Genomic DNA, 17,525 nt, shown 5'->3' with positions numbered 1-17,525 from the left:
AAATTGAACGAATGTACAATTCCCTTTTCAACTTTATACCATTCACACTATTAAGTGGTATAATTATCCATATAGTAAGGAGGTAGATTATGTTTAAGAAATTCTTTATGTTATTCGGCTTGTTAATCACTTTCATTGGCCTTTCTTCTTTCCAATCTGATTTAGCAAATGCGCCAGTACCAGTAGATGAAGGAGTTATTCTATTACCTGGAAGTGTTACATTAGTTGAAGATGACATTGAAACAGCAAAAAAACAAAGAGAAAAAGCGATGCAAGACATCGCAGAACACCCTGCATTATTGCAACCTGCGACTGTAATTGAATGAAAAAGGACTCCTTTACTGTAAAGGGGTTCTTTTTTTGTTCATTTCTCTTATTGAACTACCATGAAAATAAGTTTCTTTACGTCTCTGGAGAAGTTTTGATTGTATATCGTAGGGTCAAAACCGACCAATAACAGCCTTTTGTAGGGCCAATCCCGACTATGTGAAAAGTGGTCTCGCGCTTAGGGCCCCAAGGGTTTGAAGCGTTTTTGGTGTGTTGTGTATTCTTTATTCTTAGGGGACACAAACATTACAGTCGAATAAATTCTCCTGTTATCGCATCAAGGATATATCTATATCAAGTTATTGTAAGAGAATGCGAGTACCTACGATATTACATAGTGATTGCGAGGGCGAGAGCCCGTAGCTGGGCGAAGCCCAAAGTATTAAATAACTAATTAATGAATGAAGAGCCTTCGATATCTAAGAGTTCTTTTCGTGATGAAAACTATGTATCAAGAACGTAATAACCTTCGCTAATGCATAAGAAGGCACGAAGCCTTTAACACGAAAGGGGAGAAATTCGTTGGAAACAAAAAGACGAGGAATCATAGATATGGATACGGGGTGGTTATTACAGGAGCTTCGCCCAAAAACAGAACAGCAAATGCGTTACGCGGCGAAGAAAAGAGCAATCGAAGAAGGCAAAGGACCAAATTTTATCGCATGCTTTCCGCAAGAGTTACGAAAGATAAATCGCGAATTAACGCTTATCGAAGCAGGGGCAGCGATGAGACTTCTCGGTTTTCTGCGATGGAAAGAGAACGGAAGGCTTATAAACGAAGGGAAGTCGCTCACAATCAAGGACCTTTCGAAGATTTTTAAAAAGGGACTAACCGCAACCAAGGATATTCTCAACCGTTTGGAATCGTTCGAGCTCGTAAGTCGGTCGAGAGAAGGACGAGCGAATGCGTTCTTCATTAATCCTCGGTTCTTTCAGTTCGGAGGAAAAATCAACTCGAAGGATTTTACGAAGCTCTTCGTCGTAGAATCACGCAACCTCGTAAACGATCTATCTATCCAAGAGGCGGGGCTTCTGTGGAAAATCATCCCGCATTTCAATTACGAGAACTATTATTTATGCGTGAATCCAACGGAAAAAGATGCGAAACATATGTCTCGAGAAACACTTGCGGCCCATATCAAGCACGACCCGAAAACCGTAGGTAAACTCATGAGCGGACTAAACCGTAGGGGAGCCGTCCTCATAACGCAGACATTAGGGTCAAAGCGATACCTCATTAATCCCGATTTAATGTACCGAAAAAGCTACGAGGATGAGACTACTAGGAACGTTCGAGGGCTATTCGAGCAGCACAGGAAAAACCTCCATTAATTATTAAGAGGTTACGGCAATTGGGGAGGCTTCAATGCCATTTTTAAGCCCACCCCGGCCCGCCTCTCAACTCTCTTCCGCATCCATCCCCTATTATGCGTATCTCACGTATAATCACAGTCAATTAAATGCCGAGTTCCTTCTATTTAAATAAGGGCCGATGCCTTGCCGATCTTTCATGCGGAGGATCACTTCGAATTGGGGTTTTCCGAGTGCTTCCGGTAAGAATATTTCCGTGACACTACAATAAAAGCGGTCTAGAACGTCTTATAAGAGAAGGGAAGTTTACCCTTTCCGTTCCGGCATTCCCTGATGCCATCCTTTTTCCGTCTAGTAGAGTGCTCGTCTTACTCAAGTACTCTACCGGACACCTGCTGTTAACTAAATCAACAACTTGTTTTTTTACTACTACGGGATTTTTATTCCCAATAAAGGAGAGATAACATGCAACTATCGAACGAGCTATTAAAGCTCTTCCGCAATATACTCGGAGTTACGATTAGGGACGTATCAGAGAAGACGGGCTATTCGGAGGGAGCGATTTCTCGATATGAGACGGGCGATCGAAAAATACCGGAGGAATTTGCAAAGAGGTTCTACGATAACTTCTCAATCGAGCCCAGCCTAAAGACAGACGTCATATTATTAAATGCTGCGGTAAGGAATATCAAAGAAACTAACGCAATAAAGAAAAGGAGACAGAATAAGCATGGGCACAGTCGACAATTAAGTCGAGTATCAAACTAATGCGAGTTATATAGTCGAGGCAATCAACAAATAAACTTATTAATAACTAGGAGGAAACAACCAATGAAACTAAACATACAAGACATGCGAGGCCTAATCGAGTACATAAACGAAGAGCATAACGCTACAACCCGATATTTCCGTGAACAGATAATCGATCCCTTTCGTGAGAAAAAGGCAGATATAAACCGCTCTCGGGACTTAAGTGACGTGGGTAAGCTAAATAAAATAGCCGAGCTACAAAAGGTTTACGAGAGGAAGGCCCTTGAACTAAGTCGGGATTTACATGCAGGGACGGAGGAAACGGCACGCATGGTAAAACAAGCTGCGGAGGAACTACTCATTAGTGAAATCAAACCGGTAGACCCTCACAAGAAAGCTCTTTTCGACCAGAAAGTCGAGAAGCTTACGGCAGACGTTAAATTCGCCGTGACACCGAAGCGAGCTTCCGACGCCTTAAAAGAGCTCCTAACTCTTGCGGACGAACCTGCCTTAGCAAACGAGGTAAAGGGTAAGATTCTCGAACTTTCCGATTACGTGGTCGATGCGTCGGCTCCAATCGAGAGGATGAGGGTTCGTAAAGAACTGGGAGACCTATACAACACAGCGTCTAGACAGGCAATGCCGGAAGGGGGCCAGGAAGCGGCGGGCATCTTAGAATCGGCGACTCGACTAATCGAATCCTCGGGCATCTCACAACCAGTCGTGACGGCTCTACGTGAGGTTTCGATCCACGCATCGACCTTCATCTATAATCCGGAAGAGGGGCTTGCTACCTTAAACGTAACCGAGCCGAGCCCGCAGGATGCGCAGAAGACGGCGCAGCAAGAGAGCCTCGAGCGCTTGGCGGAAAAGGCGAGACGTACAAATCATATCGACGATAGAATCGCTTACACTCAAGCGAAAATGGCACTGATGCGAGCTTAAATAACGAGAGCGCTAAAAAGGTCAATACTGTAGAAACCATAAAGACAAAACGGAGCTATTCGCTTTTTTCATGCGAAGGCTCTTTTTTATTTAGGAGGGAAAGAAAATGAGGCCAAATGTATAAAGGAGATTAGTGATGGATTTTGATTTAACTATAAATTCTAAAAGACCATATGAAAACTCTATGAAAAGAGTTTCAGTAAGTAAGACGGTTTGGGGATTAGCTTAACGAGCCTAATCAGCGCCATTATGCAGAGTTTCGAGATTAATGTTTAAATCACTTACTCATCGAAAGAATGATAAGAATAGTTTAAATGACGCATACCCTATTAGAGTACGCGCCCATCGAACTATTCGATATCCTGGTTTATGATCTCTACGTCGATATTCGGTTTAATTGATAATCGTGGATAGTCTTTACTCCAATTTAAAGTTTTCCAACGGTTTGGATGGTAAGCCTTTAAGTGCATTCCAATTCCCAGAAGATCACAATTAGCTTTTTGTAAAGTCTTGATTGTCTCTATCGCCTGTTCCTCCAGATGTTTGCCCAGTTCTTTTTCTATCTTGTTAACACTAACAGTGTTAAGCGTTTGAACTGACTCGCCGGATTCAATTGAATTAATTTTCAATCGGACTCCGATATTGACTTTTGGCAATCCGTTCGTTTCAGGGAGGACTGTGATATTTGAATTCACATTCTTGACGTACACAGCGTAATTACTACCCGGTCCATCGCTGTTTTCTGACATTTGTCCAGTCAACCTTTGCCTTCCTCGGTCCCTCCCTAACAGTAACATTACCATTCTAACTTGTTCCTTTTCGAGTTCCTCACCAGTATTCATACCTTGACGGAATAATTGGGCGCCTTTTAAAACTATGTCCGAATTTGATTGTTTCAACAGCGGCAGAGCGACATCTTCCAATATTACTCCTTTAGATTGAATAAAACGCATCATAGAAACGTTAGACATTATTCCGTTCTCTTCCAAAGACGAAACAAACTCGGACAGCTGATTGGTAAATTCTTTATTATTTTTTAAATTGGTTTTTAAAACCTTAGATATATTCCCGTCAAATACGACTACGGGAGAGTTAATCGCCGAATAGGGGGCCTGTAATAAAAAAGTTAGCTTTGGAACAGGATCATGAGAAGCGAAACTCTTGCTAATCACATACATTCTCGTGTTCACTCCTAAAAAAGGAGCCTGGCCTGTGTATTCGCTTTGACCGACTGCTTCGGCTATACTGGGTCCTTTAAGTTCAGTAATCTCCGAATTCGACTCCCCTCCTCCTTGTCCCGCACTTTTGAGACGTGTGACGACATACTCAAGGATGATGTTCCCGCTCTTATCATCAAGATCAATACTAGCGATATCCACCAACAGGATATGTCGCAGCTGCATTTGATCCCAACAACCAGTTAACAGCAGCAACATCAAAATTCCAATTGTAACTTTTTTCATCCTCTCGCTTCCTTTCTCCGAGCCAATGAAACAATAAGCAAAATGGACGGCACAATGGCAATGATAATGAGGGTAGCAATATTATGATAGTTAGAAAATCGGAACAACCATTGCCGGTCGTTGACCAATAATCCGACTGCGAAGCAAACAATTGCCAAAATCCATACCAAAAGAGGGTGGTTGCGGATTTCTTTGCCTCCGACGAAAGCCAGATAACGGGCAGATAAAAATAAATAAACATAAACCGTTACCGATGTAACTGACAGCCATATTGTCATAAATAAAATATCGAGATTTTGAACGACAGGCCATGTGAATTTTCGGAGAATAAATATCATCGGTTCGGGAATGGAATTTAATTGACCTTCGCTAAAGTTGTACGTCACAATAATCGATATCAATACGTAAAAAAAGGTCGTAAATCCATTGGCGAGAGACATTGAAATCAGGATATCCTTCTTTTTATGGCATTTTACGAATGGAAAAACGTACAAGAGAAGTTCATACCCTGCGTACGCCCAAAAGGCAGGCAGAGTATCCTTAAAAATCGATCCCAACCCATGCGTACCAATAGGCAGTAAATGACGCAAGTCCCCTTTTCCCATTCCACTAATAAATATAATCACAAAGCAAATTAGATACATAATCATGATCGTCTGCGTAATTGTAGCGATTGAACGGAGAGTAGATGAAGCGATATACGCTGCAATTGCAATAGATATTCCGATTAACACGTACCAGGGGGTCTCAAATAACACCCAACGGCTGAGGACATCGGAATAAGAAACAACTACCATAATGCTAGATTGTACGCAGTACGCTGCAAACAATAAGTTCAGGACCGATCCTAACGGTTTTCCGATGATTGTGAATATGTACTGGGGCAACGTTCGATCGTCATATCTTTTTCCGAGTTGATAGATGATCATTATGACCGCTTGAGCGATTACTCCCCCGAGCAATATGGAAATCCACGAGTCGTAGCCCGAGTGGCGGGATTCTAGGTAAGGGATCGACAAAACATGAACGCCCACTTGTGTCAGAACAACGAGGCAAAAAAGCTGGTTAGTGGAAATCTTTTCTAAGTGTATCATTTTGTCGGCCACCTTGAATCTCTAATTCTTGTCTCGTCTTGTGCCAAGCTTTCTTTCGGACGTTTTTTCAAGCTTCTGATTGGTCCCCTGAAAAACGTATCTTTAATCGTACCGCCGCTAATCCCAGGGTAAAAGTACGGAATCCCCATCGTGTTAGTTCGAGCCAAATGCGTGATCATTAAGAGAAGTGTTAGCTCCAAACCTATCAACCCGAGGAACGAAGCAATAAATATAAAAGGGTACGTCAGTATACGGGCCGTGTTGCTCATTTCATAAGAAGGGATAATAAAAGAAGTAACTCCCGTTAGTGCTACAATGACGACCATCATATTGGATATCAAATTGGACTCAACGACGACGGTACCAATGACGATACCGCCGACCACGCCGATGGTTTGGCCAATCGGACTTGCGAGACGAACTGTTGCTTCTCGCAAGATTTCGAGTATGAGCAGCATCGTTATTGCTTCGAGTACAGGTGGCATCGCTACGTATTCCATAGAGCTTTGCAGCGTAAGTGCAATTTCGAACGGTAGAATACGGGGGTCGAATGTAACAAGGGCGACGTAAGCACCTGGTAAGAGTATCGTGAAAATAAAGCAGACGATACGAAGAAACCGTAAGGAGCTGCCGAATAGCCAACCAATTTGATAATCGTCTGGGGTTTGAAAGAAAGCCCAAAACGAAACTGGAACGATAAGGCAATCTGGCGAACCGTCGGTCAAAATCGCGATTTTCCCATCCATCAAATATGATCTTACCCGGTCTGGTCTTTCAGTTACGAGTATTTTCGGAAACAACGAGAATTTTTTATCTTGTATCAACTCCTGGAGAAAACCGGGTGCTTCAAGATAATCGATGTCAATGTTCGAAATTCTGCGATTAAACTCCTTTATGACATCTTCGTTCGCGAGAGAACTAAGGTAAAGTACGGCAACTTTTGTATTCGACCTCCGGCCAAGCTGATAGGACTTTACGACAAAATCGGTTGTTGAGATCAACTTTCGCATCAGGTTGAGATTCGTATCCAGGTTCTCTATCAACGCTTGGTTGGAACCGCGCAGCACTCGTTCATTTACCGGAATGTTTACCGCTCTTTCTTTGTTAAGCTCGGTTCCAAGCAAATATAGTTTCGCTTCGCCTTCGATTTGAACTACCGTCTTCCCTTCGACCAGCGCCTGCGACGCAACCAAAAGTAGATCGGTCTCGCTGTAATCCAGAATGGACACTGCTTCGCGTACGCTGATGTCCGTGTTGCGTAGCAAAGGGCGGATAATATGGTCTTGTACCACTGGAAGCTCGATCATTGTATCCAAATAAAAAAGCCGGTAATGTCTTTCACTGGCCATGAAATTACTCGTTTTAAAGTCCGAGCTATGGAATAGCAGTCCTTGCAGCGTCTTCTCGTTTATGTCTAGAGATCGGTCGGCTTTCATAAAGTTCCTCTTTTCTCCAAAACGGAAAGTTGATCATATTTTATCCACAATTTCTTTTCCTATTCTGTTTTAAACGGGAGAGGCTTGGACTTACTTGAAATCCTCCGATGATGAAATTGATTCCGTTTTTATTGGAGAGTTAAGTGAAAAGGGAGCAGGGAAATGTTGATATGTCGATTCATTCGTAGTCACTAAGCTTGGGTAAGCCTTTGCTTTTGAAGTGCGCTTCGCTCGAATTAATTCGATGTTGTATGTTTGCGGAACGTGCGTTCGTGTCCTGCTGCCTTTCTACCGGAATATACGAAGATGCTCCTGGATCTGGACACGGATTATCACCGCAAACAAAAACCCATTATAGGCGAGTTTCAATATGAAGAGTTCGACCAGCGAATTTGCTACTCAATGGAATATAATTTTGCGGTGAAGATTACGAAGTGGGTGGACGGTTTTAATTACGAAATAGTTGGACGCATACATTACATCGATCCTATACATAAGGAAGTGCGACTGAAAACGAAAGCGGACGAAGTGGAGCGAGTAAAGATGGCTGACATAATTGCCGTGGAAGTTATGGAATAAATTTCCCCTTCGGACTTGTACACCGGTTAGCCAGCCGTTATAATAATAGAAAATACACGTTACGGTAAATACGTAAGTGCGAAAAAGTATACGAGTGTGATATATCGTTCAGTGACCGACTAAGTTACCGTTAGGGCAGCGTCTTCCATTACGGAGGCTTTACGATCGAAAACCCAAATGCCATCGCTTCATGCGGTTGCGGGTCTTCCTTCAAAACGGCAAAAAACGCCGGCACGCCGGAGAACTGCTAAGTAAACTCCAATACTTCGGAAAAAGGGGGCACTTTAATAAGTGCCTCCTTTAGTTTGTTTTGACAAAAGGGATTCAGGATGGTCTCATCCTAACACGAGACTAGATTATCATTACGTTTTTTATTGTAAACCTTATTGGATTTCTGAAATCAACTACAACGTTTTTTAGAAAAAACGGTAGGCAAACATGCTTTTCTTTGAATGTTTCTACAGTCTAGTCCAGGGGGGAATTTAACAACTGCCCCTTTTTCATGCTGGCTTACATATTGTTCAGGGCCTCCTTGATTGGGAGGGTGCCGCTGAATATCTCGAATGTTTTATTGAACGTTTTTTCCTCTGTGACAGATTGGGCAAGAACGGAGGCGACATCGGCTCTTGGAATGGACTTATCAGTATGATCGACTTTCTCATCCGCAAAGATTTTTCCGATCGCTTGTTCATTTGTCAAAGCAACCGGCCGGACTATCGTGTATGTCAGCCCGCTTGCTTTTAAATGTTCATCGGCATCATGTTTTGCTTCAAGATAATGGCGCATTTCTTCTTTGGCTTGTTCCGGATTATCAGAACCGACAGAGCTTAACATGACAAAACGTTCGATCCCTTTCTTTTTGGCGGCATCAACCAGTTTAATGGCTCCATTCTTATCCACAGCTGTCGTTTTATCCGGCCCTGTTTTAGGTCCAGATCCGGCGGCAAAAATGATGGCATCCATGTTATCCACTGCTTTATCCACATTTCCCTCTAAATCTGCAAGGATTGGATGCCCGCCGAGTTCTTTTATCGTTTGAGCTTGTTCCTCTTTCCTGATCATCCCGTAAACGGTCATTTGCGGATTTTTTGATAATTCCCCAATGATCTGCTTTCCGGTCGTTCCGTTGGCCCCTGCAATTAAAATATTCATGGATGCATTCCCCTTTCATGACTTCTACTACTCTTTACCCATAGAATGAAAAGGGTAAGCACTGTGGATAACTAATTGAAAAAACTTATCCACAATCATCGAATTGGGGACAAAAAAAACCGGCCATGAAAGCCGGTTTTTGCGTAATATAATTAAAACATGGAAGAACTGTGCATCGGCTGAACTTTTGCTTTTGGGTCAATATATTGCTTGGCGTGATTGACGGCAGTGGGTGCCTCACCAAAACCACTGGCAATCAATTTTACTTTGCCATCATAGGTTGCAATATCACCTGCTGCATAAATTCCCGGGATATTCGTTTCCATTCTGGAATTCACCAAAATGCTGTTCTTCTGGATATCAAGTCCCCATTCCTTAATGGGACCAAGAGAAGAAACGAAGCCGTAATTGACGATGACTGCATCTACATCCATGGTCTCTGTATCGTCACCATTTGTATCCTTGATGACAATTGTATGGATACGTCCGTTTGTACCAATCAACTCTGCAGGTATGTATGGAGTCTTTATTTCCACTTTTGAATTTTTAAGTGTTTCTACACTATGTTCGTGGGCACGGAACTTATCTCTTCTGTGAATGATGCTCACTTTCTCGGCAATCGGCTCCAGCATTAAGGCCCAGTCCACTGCTGAATCCCCACCGCCGAAGACCACCACTTTTTTGCCGGCAAAATGATTGAGGTCATCGATGAAATAGTGAAGGTTGCCGTTTTCGTATTTTTTTGCATCTTCAATTTCGATGCGGCGGGGTTGGAAAGCCCCATTTCCAGCTGTGATGATAATCGTTTTGGAGTAATGGATTTCTTTATCAGTCGTTAACTTGAAAACTCCATCGGCTTGCTTTTCCACTTCTTGAACGGCTTGCTCCAGGACGACATCCTGTTCGAACTTTGCCATTTGTTCTTTCAAATTATTCACTAGCTCCTGAGCTCGCACTTTGGGGAAACCAGCGATATCATAGATGTATTTCTCAGGATAAAGGGCCGACAATTGTCCGCCTAATTGTGGCAGGCTCTCGATGATTTTTACGGATGCCTGTCTCATTCCTCCATAAAATGCAGTGAATAATCCAACCGGGCCTCCGCCAATGATTGTAATATCATAAACTTTTTCATTAACTTCCAACGTTATCCCTCCGATATACTAGGTTTGCTGAAATTTATTCTCTTATTTTAACATAGATGATCTTTTAAAAAACGGAGAAAGTTAGAAAAGTGAGAAAGTTTTGACTATATTTGTGCGTTTTCGTGATGAATGGTTTGTATCCGCTTTCAAATCTGGGTGAAATTACCCTTTGCCAATGTTGAGCATAACGTATAAATATGGTCGCAACTGGGTGAAAAGTAATGTTTTTCGGCTATATTTCAACCCGAAAAAGTTCGGTTTGTTACTTGAAAAAGGTAAGGAAAAAGACTAATATTTACTTAGATATCATTTGGTAAATTTTTTATGAATTTTTTATGACATTTATGAAGTGTTACGTGAAATACGTCACAAATGTATAAGAGTGCTTTTTATAATGGAAATTATAAAGATAGACAATATATTTTAGTTATGGAAAGCATCACAAGAAAATATCGTAAAGGTGGAAGAATACTTTTGAAAAAGCCAACAATCGTTGTTTTAGGAGCAGGTTATGGTGGATTGATGACTGTTACTCGCTTACAGAAGGCGTTAGGTCAAAATGAAGCAGAAATCGTATTAGTTAACAAAAATGATTACCACTATGAAACAACATGGCTGCATGAAGCATCCGCTGGAACGCTTCATCATGATCGTGTGCGCTATCCAATCAAAAGTGTCATTAACAGCAAAGTTAAATTCATCCAGGATTCCGTTTTGGAAGTGAAAACGGAGAACAAAAAAGTCATCCTTGAAAACGGCGAAATTTCTTATGATTATTTAGTGATTGGTCTTGGACCTGAATCGGAAACATTCGGAATCCAGGGGCTAAAAGAATATGCTTTCTCTATCTCTAACGTGAACACGGCACGTAAAATCCGTGACCATATCCAATTGCAATTCGCGACGTACAGTACTGAGGTCGAAAAGAATGAAGACCGCTTGACGATCGTTGTTGGAGGAGCAGGATTTACGGGTATAGAATTCCTTGGCGAATTGGCTAACCGTGTCCCTGAACTTTGTAAAGAATACGACATCGATTTCCAAAAGGTCCGCATGTACTGTGTGGAGGCAGCCCCAGCCGTCCTCCCTGGCTTCGATCCGGAATTGGTGGATTATGCAGTATCTTACCTTGAGAAAAAAGGTGTGGAATTCAAAATCGGCACACCGATCAAGGGGGCGACTCCTGAAGGCATCATCGTGGCAAAAGGTGAAGATGAAGTGGAAGAAATCAAAGCGGGCACCGTTGTATGGGCAGCTGGCGTACGTGGAAACTCCGTGATAGAGACTTCCGGTTTTGAAGCTATGCGCGGACGTATTAAAGTGAATCTTGACATGCGGGCACCGGGGCATGACGATATCTTCATCGTAGGGGATTGCGCTTTGATCATCAACGAGGAAATTAATCGTCCATATCCACCTACTGCACAAATAGCGATGCAGCAAGGTGAGGTCATTGCGAAGAACCTGACAAAATTGGTTCGTAACGAAAGCGACCTGGAAACGTTCACTTTCGAAAACAAAGGAACGGTATGTTCACTCGGTGAAGATAATGCGATTGGTGTTGTCTTCGGCAAGAAAGTTACAGGTAAGACTGCATCATTCATGAAGAAAATGGTTGATAACAGGGCATTGTTAATGATTGGCGGAGCCTCACTTGTTGCTAAAAAGGGTAAATTCAACGTCCTTTAATTTTTTCGATAGATCAAAAATGGCCATTTGGGGATTGTCCCTGAATGGCTTTTTCATTGGCATCCCATCCATCGATGAGTGTGTCATAGCGGAGTATGCAATTTTTTTGTGTGGAATATAATGGGGATGACGAAGTTTGATCAAGGAAATTATCTTTGGCATCATCTTTTCTAAATAATGAATGTAGGGGAAGTGGGTTTTGGTGGAACATTGCAAAAATGTTTGGCTGGCAGTGTCCGGCCTTGTGATATCCGATAAAGGTGAGTGGCTTGTCGTGAACAAAAGGTATGGCGGATTGAAAGGGCAATGGTCGCTTCCGGCAGGTTTTGTCAAAAATGATGAAACCGTCGATGAAGCTGTCGTAAGGGAAGTGCTGGAGGAGACGGGCATTCATACAGAAATCGAAGGCATCGTAGGAGTGAGAAGCGGAGTCATCAAAGGGGATATAAGTGATAATATGTTGATATTTTTACTTAAACCGCTCAGTTATGAAGTAAATGCTCAATTGGATGAATTATATGAAGCTAAATTTTATCACCCTGATTTACTCATGAAGGAGGGGAAGCAATCGTTACTATTGGAACAGCTTTTAGCTTTTAAAAAGGAAAGAATGCAGACGATGCTTGACGGGTTGAATCCGGGAGATCAATTTGGATATACATCATATAAACTATTCTTGTAATTTGGGTAATTATCTTTTCTTCGGTATTATTTGGTATAAGTCGTTGACGCAGCAATTATTTTTTCAGTAAACTAAAGGTGTCGCTTTTAAGGAGGGTCAAGAATAACATGCCATTGCCTGTTTTAATTATCTCAATACTCTTATTTTTCATATTGTTTTTCGGAATTGGCTTTTTGCTGAATATGCTCTTTCGTTCTTCGTGGATCATGGTCTTCTTATTTCCAATCGTCTTCATCATCATTGTCAATGAAACAAAGCTAATAGAATATTTTAGGAATCCGGGAATATCTTTTTCCAATCTTGGTACGAACCTTACATCCCTGCATACGGCAGACATCATTATTTTATCAAGCGGGCTGCTTGGCGCGGTTTTAGCTGGTGTGGTGATCAGGATTCTAAGGAATAAAGGATATCAAATGTTTTAATAAGGGAAGGGCCGTCATTTATGGACGGTCCTTTTTGTTTTCGCATACTTTGTTGCTATTTACTAAGTAGTGCGGTGTGGATGATTTCCCCTCCAGATGCTCGTGTCCCGCTGCTCCCGCAGGAGTCTCGCACTTCCGCTCCAATCAACCTTAAATAGTTTCGTTTTAAAAACAACAATCTTTGTAAGAAAAATTGGTTCTTTCCATGCTTTATGAATACTTTCACTCCGTAAAGGGAACAAATATCCTTGTGAGAGGAGTGGAATTGATACATATGAAGATTGTAAAAGCATTATTTTTGAGGGTTGCTATTATCATATTATTTATCTTGGCCATCGAATCGACCTTGAATCATGTTTTTGGGGCTGTGCCTGAAGATCATCCTTTTGAAGAAGCGATGAGACAACATCGAATGCTTGGTCTCGAATATAAAGCGATTCATAGTGGAGGGCAAGTGGCAACGCTAATGGCATCGGCATCCGCGAGCAATGGTCCCACAACGATAGCGGAGGCAATCGAGCTCTCGAAATATCCGAAGCATGAAGTTTTGGCTACAGGATATACAGCAGGGTATGAATCAACTGGAAAGTACCCGGAAAGCCCATCCTATGGAATCACGTATTCTGGGGTGAAGGTGAAACGGGATTTGTTTTCCACCATTGCCGCCGATCTTGCCGTATTCCCTCTCGGAACCATCCTTTGGATTCCGGGTTATGGATATGGGGTTGTAGCGGACAAGGGTGGTGCGATCAAAGGGAATCACCTGGATCTATACTACGAAACGGTACAGGATGTGTACGAGAACTGGGGAAAGAAAACCCTTGAAGTATATGTTGTCCAAAAAGGGAACGGCGAGTTATCCGAACAACAGTTAAGCAGGTTGAATGAAACCAAGATCAAGCAGGTATTCAAGCCGAAAATCGCAGAGAAAACATTGAATGAGAATGTAGCTTCCTTTGCTTTTTAAAAAGGAAAGTGAAAGGCTGCCTCAATTGAGGCAGCCTTTTCTGTTTCATTTAGGACGCACTTAGGGCATGCCTTTGTAGGCTTCAGGATGCAGAGTCTTGGCCAATATGGACAGTCCATCCAGTAAACGCGGGGAAGGCCGGCAGAATAAAGGTTCTTCCATGATGTGAATATGGTTATTCCGGACGGCCTTCATATCAGTCCACCCTTGCCGTTTCTTGACAAGCGCCGGGTTTACTTTTCGTAAAGGGACACCGACCCAAGCTAAGCAAATATGGTCGGGATCCTTTTTTTGGACCTGCTCGGAAGTAACTTGAATGCTTGCCATGTCGACATCTTCGAAAAGGTTATATCCTCCCGCAAGCGTACTGATCTCGGATAACCAATTAACTCCCCCGGGGCTGAATAAGGGATTAGGCCACCATTCCCAATACAGGGACGGCTTTGTTTCGATTTTGTCTGCGATCTTTTTATATTGAAGGATGGCATCACGGAATTTGGCAGCCTGTTCCTCTGCTTTTTCCTTAAGATCCATCGCCTCGCCCAAGGTCAGTAAATCTTTTGCGATATCTTCAAGTGATTGCGGGTTGAAGATGATATGGGGGATGTTCCGTTCCTTTAGCCCCTCAATGTTTTTTTCCATGCCCGGTACACTCAGTGAAGCCAGCACCAAATCGGGTTTTAGTGATTCCACATGATCGATATCGATCGATAAGTCGGGCCCCACTTTAGGAAGATGCTGTATGGTTTCAGGCCAATCAGAGTAGTCATCGATGGCGATCAGCTGATCTTCGATTCCAAGATATGTGCATAGTTCCGTATTGCTGGGGCAAAGAGAGATTATTTTCAAATTGAACACCTACCCTTGAAAGATGAAAAAGTGAAGTGCCAATGCAATGAATACTCCGGTCAAGGCTCCGAAAAATACCTCGATTGGCTTATGGCCCAACAGTTCCTTTAATTGCTGCTGTTTCTGTTTATCTGCTTTTTTCTGCCAGTTCTTTGCTTGCTCGACAAAGGTATTGAAGTCGGTAACGAGCTGGTTCAAGACGGCTGCCTGTTCTCCTGCCTGCCGTCTCACTCCTGTCGCGTCGAACATCGTGATGATTGCAAAGATCGCGGCAACGGCAAATACAGGGGAATCCATTCCGGTTTCGATCCCTACCGCTACGGTCAGGGCTGACACGGCCGCAGAGTGGGAGCTTGGCATACCGCCTGTGGAGTTAATGAGTGACCAGTTGACTTTACGAAATGCTATGAAGTGGATGGGCACTTTAATGAATTGAGCAAAGAAAATGGCAATCAATGCTGCGATTAAAGGGAAGTTGAGTAATAATTCCAAGAGTATCAGCCTTCTTTCTAGTTATAAGTAAAGATGAAATCCATATATGGGTAAATTACATCCTGTTCGGAATAAGGCCCTTATTATTAGTTCCATTCAGTCCTGTCTATTCCCTGCTGGTAATAGTATAAATATGATCTTTCTTATACTATTACTCTAAAGTCACCCATTCTAAACAATATACCTTGTTATTATTATTTTCGCGGACCTTATTCGAAAATTTTTGAAGATTTCGTTATAATGAATGTAATAGAATGGAGGAGGTAGCAGAATGTTCACAGTAAAAAATTCCATAAATATAGATTTGATTGATGAATGCCTGATTCTAGGCGTATTTGACAGACCCGTAAAGTTCACAGGGATAGGAAAAGAAGCGGATGAACGATTGGATGGCCAGCTGACAGAGTTAGTGAAAGCCGGGGAAATTTCTTCCAAGAAAAAATCAGTGGTCAAAATACATACATTAGGTAAATTAAGCGTAAAGAGATTGATTTTTGTAGGATTGGGCAAGGAAAAGGAGCTATCTTTTGAAACGCTCCGCGAAGCGTTGGGAAAAGCGCGTAAGACGATTAATGAATCAAAGATTACGACACTTTCGATCGCGTTGGATACATTCACGACTGAAAATCTGGATGCATTGGACGCAGCGCACGCTTGTTCCGAGGCTTTTGAACTTGCTTCCTATAAGTTTGACGGATACAAGCAAAAATCGAACCAGGTCGAAAAAAGCCTTGAATCGATTACGGTGTACAGTGAATTTGATCAAGAAGAGGTCGGTGCCGCGCTTCATGTAGGGAGGATCTTCGGAAGGGCGACGAACTCAGCGAGAACTTTGGTCAATACACCAGGCAATTTGCTGACTTCCACGGATTTGGCGAATTATTCATCTGCCTTGGGCGAACGTTATGGTTTTGAAGTGGAGATCCTCGAGAAGGAAGACATGCTCAAGCTGGGAATGGGCGCACTCCTTGCTGTCAATAAAGGTTCGGTCGAGCCTCCGAAAATGATCGTCCTGAAGTATCAAGGTAAGGATGAATGGAAGGATGTTATCGGGTTGGTCGGTAAAGGAATCACATTCGATACGGGTGGATACTCATTGAAAACGAAGGCTGGTATCGTTGGAATGAAGACGGATATGGGCGGTGCGGCAGCCGTTTTAGGTGCAATGGAAATCATCGGCGAATTGGGACCCGACCAAAATGTCGTGGCGGTCATTCCTTCCACCGATAACATGATCAGCGGCGATGCATTCAAGCCCGATGACGTGATCACTGCCATGAGCGGCAAGACGATAGAGGTATTGAACACGGATGCGGAAGGCCGTCTGGTTTTGGCGGATGCCATGACTTACGCTAAACATCATGGTGCTGACTATCTTATTGACGTTGCCACATTAACGGGTGGTGTCATAACGGCGCTGGGCATGGATATGACGGGTGCAATGACAAATGACACGGAGTTCTATGAACAAGTGGTCAAAGCCTCAGAGGAGGCAGGGGAGCCCATTTGGAGATTGCCGATTACGGAAAAGGATAAAGAGCGGGTACGCAATAGTAAAATGGCGGATTTGAATAATTCACCTGGAGGGGCGGGACATGCGATCATGGGCGGCGCCTTCATCGGTGAATTTGCCGAAGACACTCCGTGGGTCCATCTGGATATTGCCGGAACTTCCACAACCTCGAGCAACTCCGAATTGTGCACATCGGGGGCTACCGGTGTCATGGCACGCACGCTTGCACTATTGGTTGAAACCTTTGAAACGAAGACTAGATGAACCCAAATATCCGAAGCCGAAAATAGGCTTCGGTTTTTTTACCAAAAAGGTGTTGGATGGTCGTTATGCATCCCTCCATTTCAAGCTGACGATGATATGGCAATTTTCTTCCCCTTCTTTAGGATAGAAATCAAAACGGATACCATCGGGGTTATACGTGATATCAGGTTCGTTCTTAATTCCTATCTTTCGGATCATATCGATCACGACATTTTTTTGCGATGCTTGGGCAGCAGTCATCAACCGGTTCGAGAAAGGCTTGGATGTGGCTATGGTATCCATGACTTTTTTTACATCAAGCATCAAAGATTGCGAGGTCTTTGCCGATTTGACTAGCAGATCTGGATTGGGTGCCGAGTAGGGACGCAATGGCCGATTCCTGGCGTGAGGCGGAAATAAGATAGGATCATATAAAAAATAAGGGAAATCCTCCAAAAGGTTT

The 17,525-nt window shown here is 42.9% G+C and carries 18 protein-coding genes and 1 pseudogene; 11 read left to right on the top strand and 8 right to left on the bottom strand.

Annotated elements, in window-relative coordinates; translation table 11 throughout:
* Nucleotides 1-89: 89 nt before the first annotated feature.
* The 4 genes from MKX49_RS23540 to MKX49_RS23530 all read left to right on the top strand — a co-directional run bounded on the left by MKX49_RS23540 (nt 90) and on the right by MKX49_RS23530 (nt 3,333).
* Nucleotides 90-326 (top strand): hypothetical protein, encoded by a 237-nt coding sequence (locus tag MKX49_RS23540; protein ID WP_340878015.1) that lies wholly within the window; start codon nt 90-92, stop codon nt 324-326.
* Nucleotides 327-849: 523 nt separating this feature from the next.
* On the top strand, nt 850-1,659 hold the full coding sequence (locus MKX49_RS23535; protein WP_340878013.1) for a hypothetical protein: 810 nt from the start codon (nt 850-852) through the stop codon (nt 1,657-1,659).
* Nucleotides 1,660-2,103: 444 nt separating this feature from the next.
* Nucleotides 2,104-2,406 carry a helix-turn-helix domain-containing protein gene (locus MKX49_RS28490; RefSeq protein WP_445670144.1) on the top strand — a complete coding sequence of 101 codons (303 nt, stop codon included), beginning with the start codon at nt 2,104-2,106 and terminating at the stop codon, nt 2,404-2,406.
* 63 nt (nt 2,407-2,469) lie between these two features.
* Nucleotides 2,470-3,333 carry a hypothetical protein gene (locus tag MKX49_RS23530; protein ID WP_340878011.1) on the top strand — a complete coding sequence of 288 codons (864 nt, stop codon included), beginning with the start codon at nt 2,470-2,472 and terminating at the stop codon, nt 3,331-3,333.
* Between the two features lie 350 nt (nt 3,334-3,683).
* On the opposite strand, the gene MKX49_RS23525 is transcribed toward MKX49_RS23530, so the two are convergent.
* From MKX49_RS23525 to MKX49_RS23515, 3 genes are read right to left on the bottom strand one after another with little or no spacing between them, the layout of a single operon-like run.
* A complete protein-coding gene (locus tag MKX49_RS23525; protein ID WP_340878010.1) occupies nt 3,684-4,796 on the bottom strand; it encodes a Ger(x)C family spore germination protein in 1,113 nt (370 codons plus the stop codon).
* Nucleotides 4,793-5,890, bottom strand: coding sequence for a GerAB/ArcD/ProY family transporter (locus tag MKX49_RS23520; RefSeq protein WP_340878008.1), 1,098 nt, complete (start codon nt 5,888-5,890; stop codon nt 4,793-4,795). The genes MKX49_RS23525 and MKX49_RS23520 overlap by 4 nt, the downstream gene beginning before the upstream one ends.
* Nucleotides 5,887-7,326, bottom strand: a complete 1,440-nt coding sequence (locus MKX49_RS23515) for a spore germination protein (protein ID WP_340878005.1) — start codon at nt 7,324-7,326, stop codon at nt 5,887-5,889. The genes MKX49_RS23520 and MKX49_RS23515 overlap by 4 nt, the downstream gene beginning before the upstream one ends.
* Before the next feature lie 264 nt (nt 7,327-7,590).
* Between MKX49_RS23515 and MKX49_RS23510 the strand changes: the two genes are divergently transcribed.
* Together MKX49_RS23510 and MKX49_RS23505 are read left to right on the top strand one after the other, a co-directional pair.
* Nucleotides 7,591-7,905: a YolD-like family protein gene (locus MKX49_RS23510; protein ID WP_340878003.1), complete on the top strand. Its 315-nt coding sequence runs from the start codon at nt 7,591-7,593 to the stop codon at nt 7,903-7,905.
* Nucleotides 7,906-8,057: 152 nt separating this feature from the next.
* Nucleotides 8,058-8,156 (top strand): annotated as a pseudogene (locus tag MKX49_RS23505) (iron-sulfur cluster assembly accessory protein); the annotation flags it as partial.
* A gap of 259 nt (nt 8,157-8,415) precedes the next feature.
* Here the strand turns inward: MKX49_RS23505 and MKX49_RS23500 are convergent.
* Both MKX49_RS23500 and MKX49_RS23495 read right to left on the bottom strand, forming a co-directional pair.
* Nucleotides 8,416-9,057, bottom strand: a complete 642-nt coding sequence (locus MKX49_RS23500) for an SDR family oxidoreductase (protein WP_340878001.1) — start codon at nt 9,055-9,057, stop codon at nt 8,416-8,418.
* Between the two features lie 152 nt (nt 9,058-9,209).
* Entirely contained in the window at nt 9,210-10,202 is a 993-nt protein-coding gene (locus MKX49_RS23495) for an NAD(P)/FAD-dependent oxidoreductase (protein WP_251540382.1), read from the bottom strand.
* 474 nt (nt 10,203-10,676) lie between these two features.
* On the opposite strand from MKX49_RS23495, the gene MKX49_RS23490 reads away from it, so the two are divergent.
* The 4 genes from MKX49_RS23490 to MKX49_RS23475 all read left to right on the top strand — a co-directional run bounded on the left by MKX49_RS23490 (nt 10,677) and on the right by MKX49_RS23475 (nt 13,965).
* Entirely contained in the window at nt 10,677-11,891 is a 1,215-nt protein-coding gene (locus MKX49_RS23490; protein WP_340877999.1) for an NAD(P)/FAD-dependent oxidoreductase, read from the top strand.
* 202 nt (nt 11,892-12,093) lie between these two features.
* Nucleotides 12,094-12,573, top strand: coding sequence for an NUDIX domain-containing protein (locus tag MKX49_RS23485; RefSeq protein WP_340877998.1), 480 nt, complete (start codon nt 12,094-12,096; stop codon nt 12,571-12,573).
* A gap of 107 nt (nt 12,574-12,680) precedes the next feature.
* Nucleotides 12,681-12,998 carry a YuiB family protein gene (locus MKX49_RS23480; RefSeq protein WP_034310217.1) on the top strand — a complete coding sequence of 106 codons (318 nt, stop codon included), beginning with the start codon at nt 12,681-12,683 and terminating at the stop codon, nt 12,996-12,998.
* A gap of 274 nt (nt 12,999-13,272) precedes the next feature.
* A complete protein-coding gene (locus MKX49_RS23475) occupies nt 13,273-13,965 on the top strand; it encodes a 3D domain-containing protein (RefSeq protein ID WP_052137353.1) in 693 nt (230 codons plus the stop codon).
* A 60-nt stretch (nt 13,966-14,025) separates the two neighbouring features.
* On the opposite strand, the gene MKX49_RS23470 is transcribed toward MKX49_RS23475, so the two are convergent.
* On the bottom strand, nt 14,026-14,814 hold the full coding sequence (locus MKX49_RS23470) for a cobalamin-binding protein (RefSeq protein WP_340877996.1): 789 nt from the start codon (nt 14,812-14,814) through the stop codon (nt 14,026-14,028).
* 9 nt (nt 14,815-14,823) lie between these two features.
* Nucleotides 14,824-15,306 (bottom strand): divergent PAP2 family protein, encoded by a 483-nt coding sequence (locus MKX49_RS23465; RefSeq protein WP_034310222.1) that lies wholly within the window; start codon nt 15,304-15,306, stop codon nt 14,824-14,826.
* A 271-nt stretch (nt 15,307-15,577) separates the two neighbouring features.
* On the opposite strand from MKX49_RS23465, the gene MKX49_RS23460 reads away from it, so the two are divergent.
* Nucleotides 15,578-17,083, top strand: coding sequence for a leucyl aminopeptidase (locus MKX49_RS23460; RefSeq protein WP_340877995.1), 1,506 nt, complete (start codon nt 15,578-15,580; stop codon nt 17,081-17,083).
* A 63-nt stretch (nt 17,084-17,146) separates the two neighbouring features.
* On the opposite strand, the gene MKX49_RS23455 is transcribed toward MKX49_RS23460, so the two are convergent.
* Nucleotides 17,147-17,518 carry a hypothetical protein gene (locus MKX49_RS23455; protein ID WP_048687647.1) on the bottom strand — a complete coding sequence of 124 codons (372 nt, stop codon included), beginning with the start codon at nt 17,516-17,518 and terminating at the stop codon, nt 17,147-17,149.
* Between the last annotated feature and the right edge of the window lie 7 nt (nt 17,519-17,525).

Source organism: Peribacillus sp. FSL M8-0224, from assembly GCF_038003055.1.
GTDB classification, from domain to species: Bacteria; Bacillota; Bacilli; order Bacillales; family DSM-1321; genus Peribacillus; species Peribacillus frigoritolerans.
The sequence above is the reverse complement of the archived record's forward strand: the minus strand, read 5'-3'. Positions and strand labels throughout refer to the sequence as shown.

Excerpts from the sequence above, each read along its gene's own strand:
- MKX49_RS28490 (WP_445670144.1), top strand. The coding sequence starts at position 2,104 with ATGCAACTATCGAACGAGCTATTAAAGCTCTTCCGCAATATACTCGGA.
- MKX49_RS23500 (WP_340878001.1), bottom strand. The coding sequence starts at position 9,057 with ATGAATATTTTAATTGCAGGGGCCAACGGAACGACCGGAAAGCAGATC.
- MKX49_RS23515 (WP_340878005.1), bottom strand. The coding sequence starts at position 7,326 with ATGAAAGCCGACCGATCTCTAGACATAAACGAGAAGACGCTGCAAGGA.
- MKX49_RS23530 (WP_340878011.1), top strand. The coding sequence starts at position 2,470 with ATGAAACTAAACATACAAGACATGCGAGGCCTAATCGAGTACATAAAC.
- MKX49_RS23460 (WP_340877995.1), top strand. The coding sequence starts at position 15,578 with ATGTTCACAGTAAAAAATTCCATAAATATAGATTTGATTGATGAATGC.
- MKX49_RS23520 (WP_340878008.1), bottom strand. The coding sequence starts at position 5,890 with ATGATACACTTAGAAAAGATTTCCACTAACCAGCTTTTTTGCCTCGTT.
- MKX49_RS23480 (WP_034310217.1), top strand. The coding sequence starts at position 12,681 with ATGCCATTGCCTGTTTTAATTATCTCAATACTCTTATTTTTCATATTG.
- MKX49_RS23540 (WP_340878015.1), top strand. The coding sequence starts at position 90 with ATGTTTAAGAAATTCTTTATGTTATTCGGCTTGTTAATCACTTTCATT.
- MKX49_RS23525 (WP_340878010.1), bottom strand. The coding sequence starts at position 4,796 with ATGAAAAAAGTTACAATTGGAATTTTGATGTTGCTGCTGTTAACTGGT.
- MKX49_RS23475 (WP_052137353.1), top strand. The coding sequence starts at position 13,273 with ATGAAGATTGTAAAAGCATTATTTTTGAGGGTTGCTATTATCATATTA.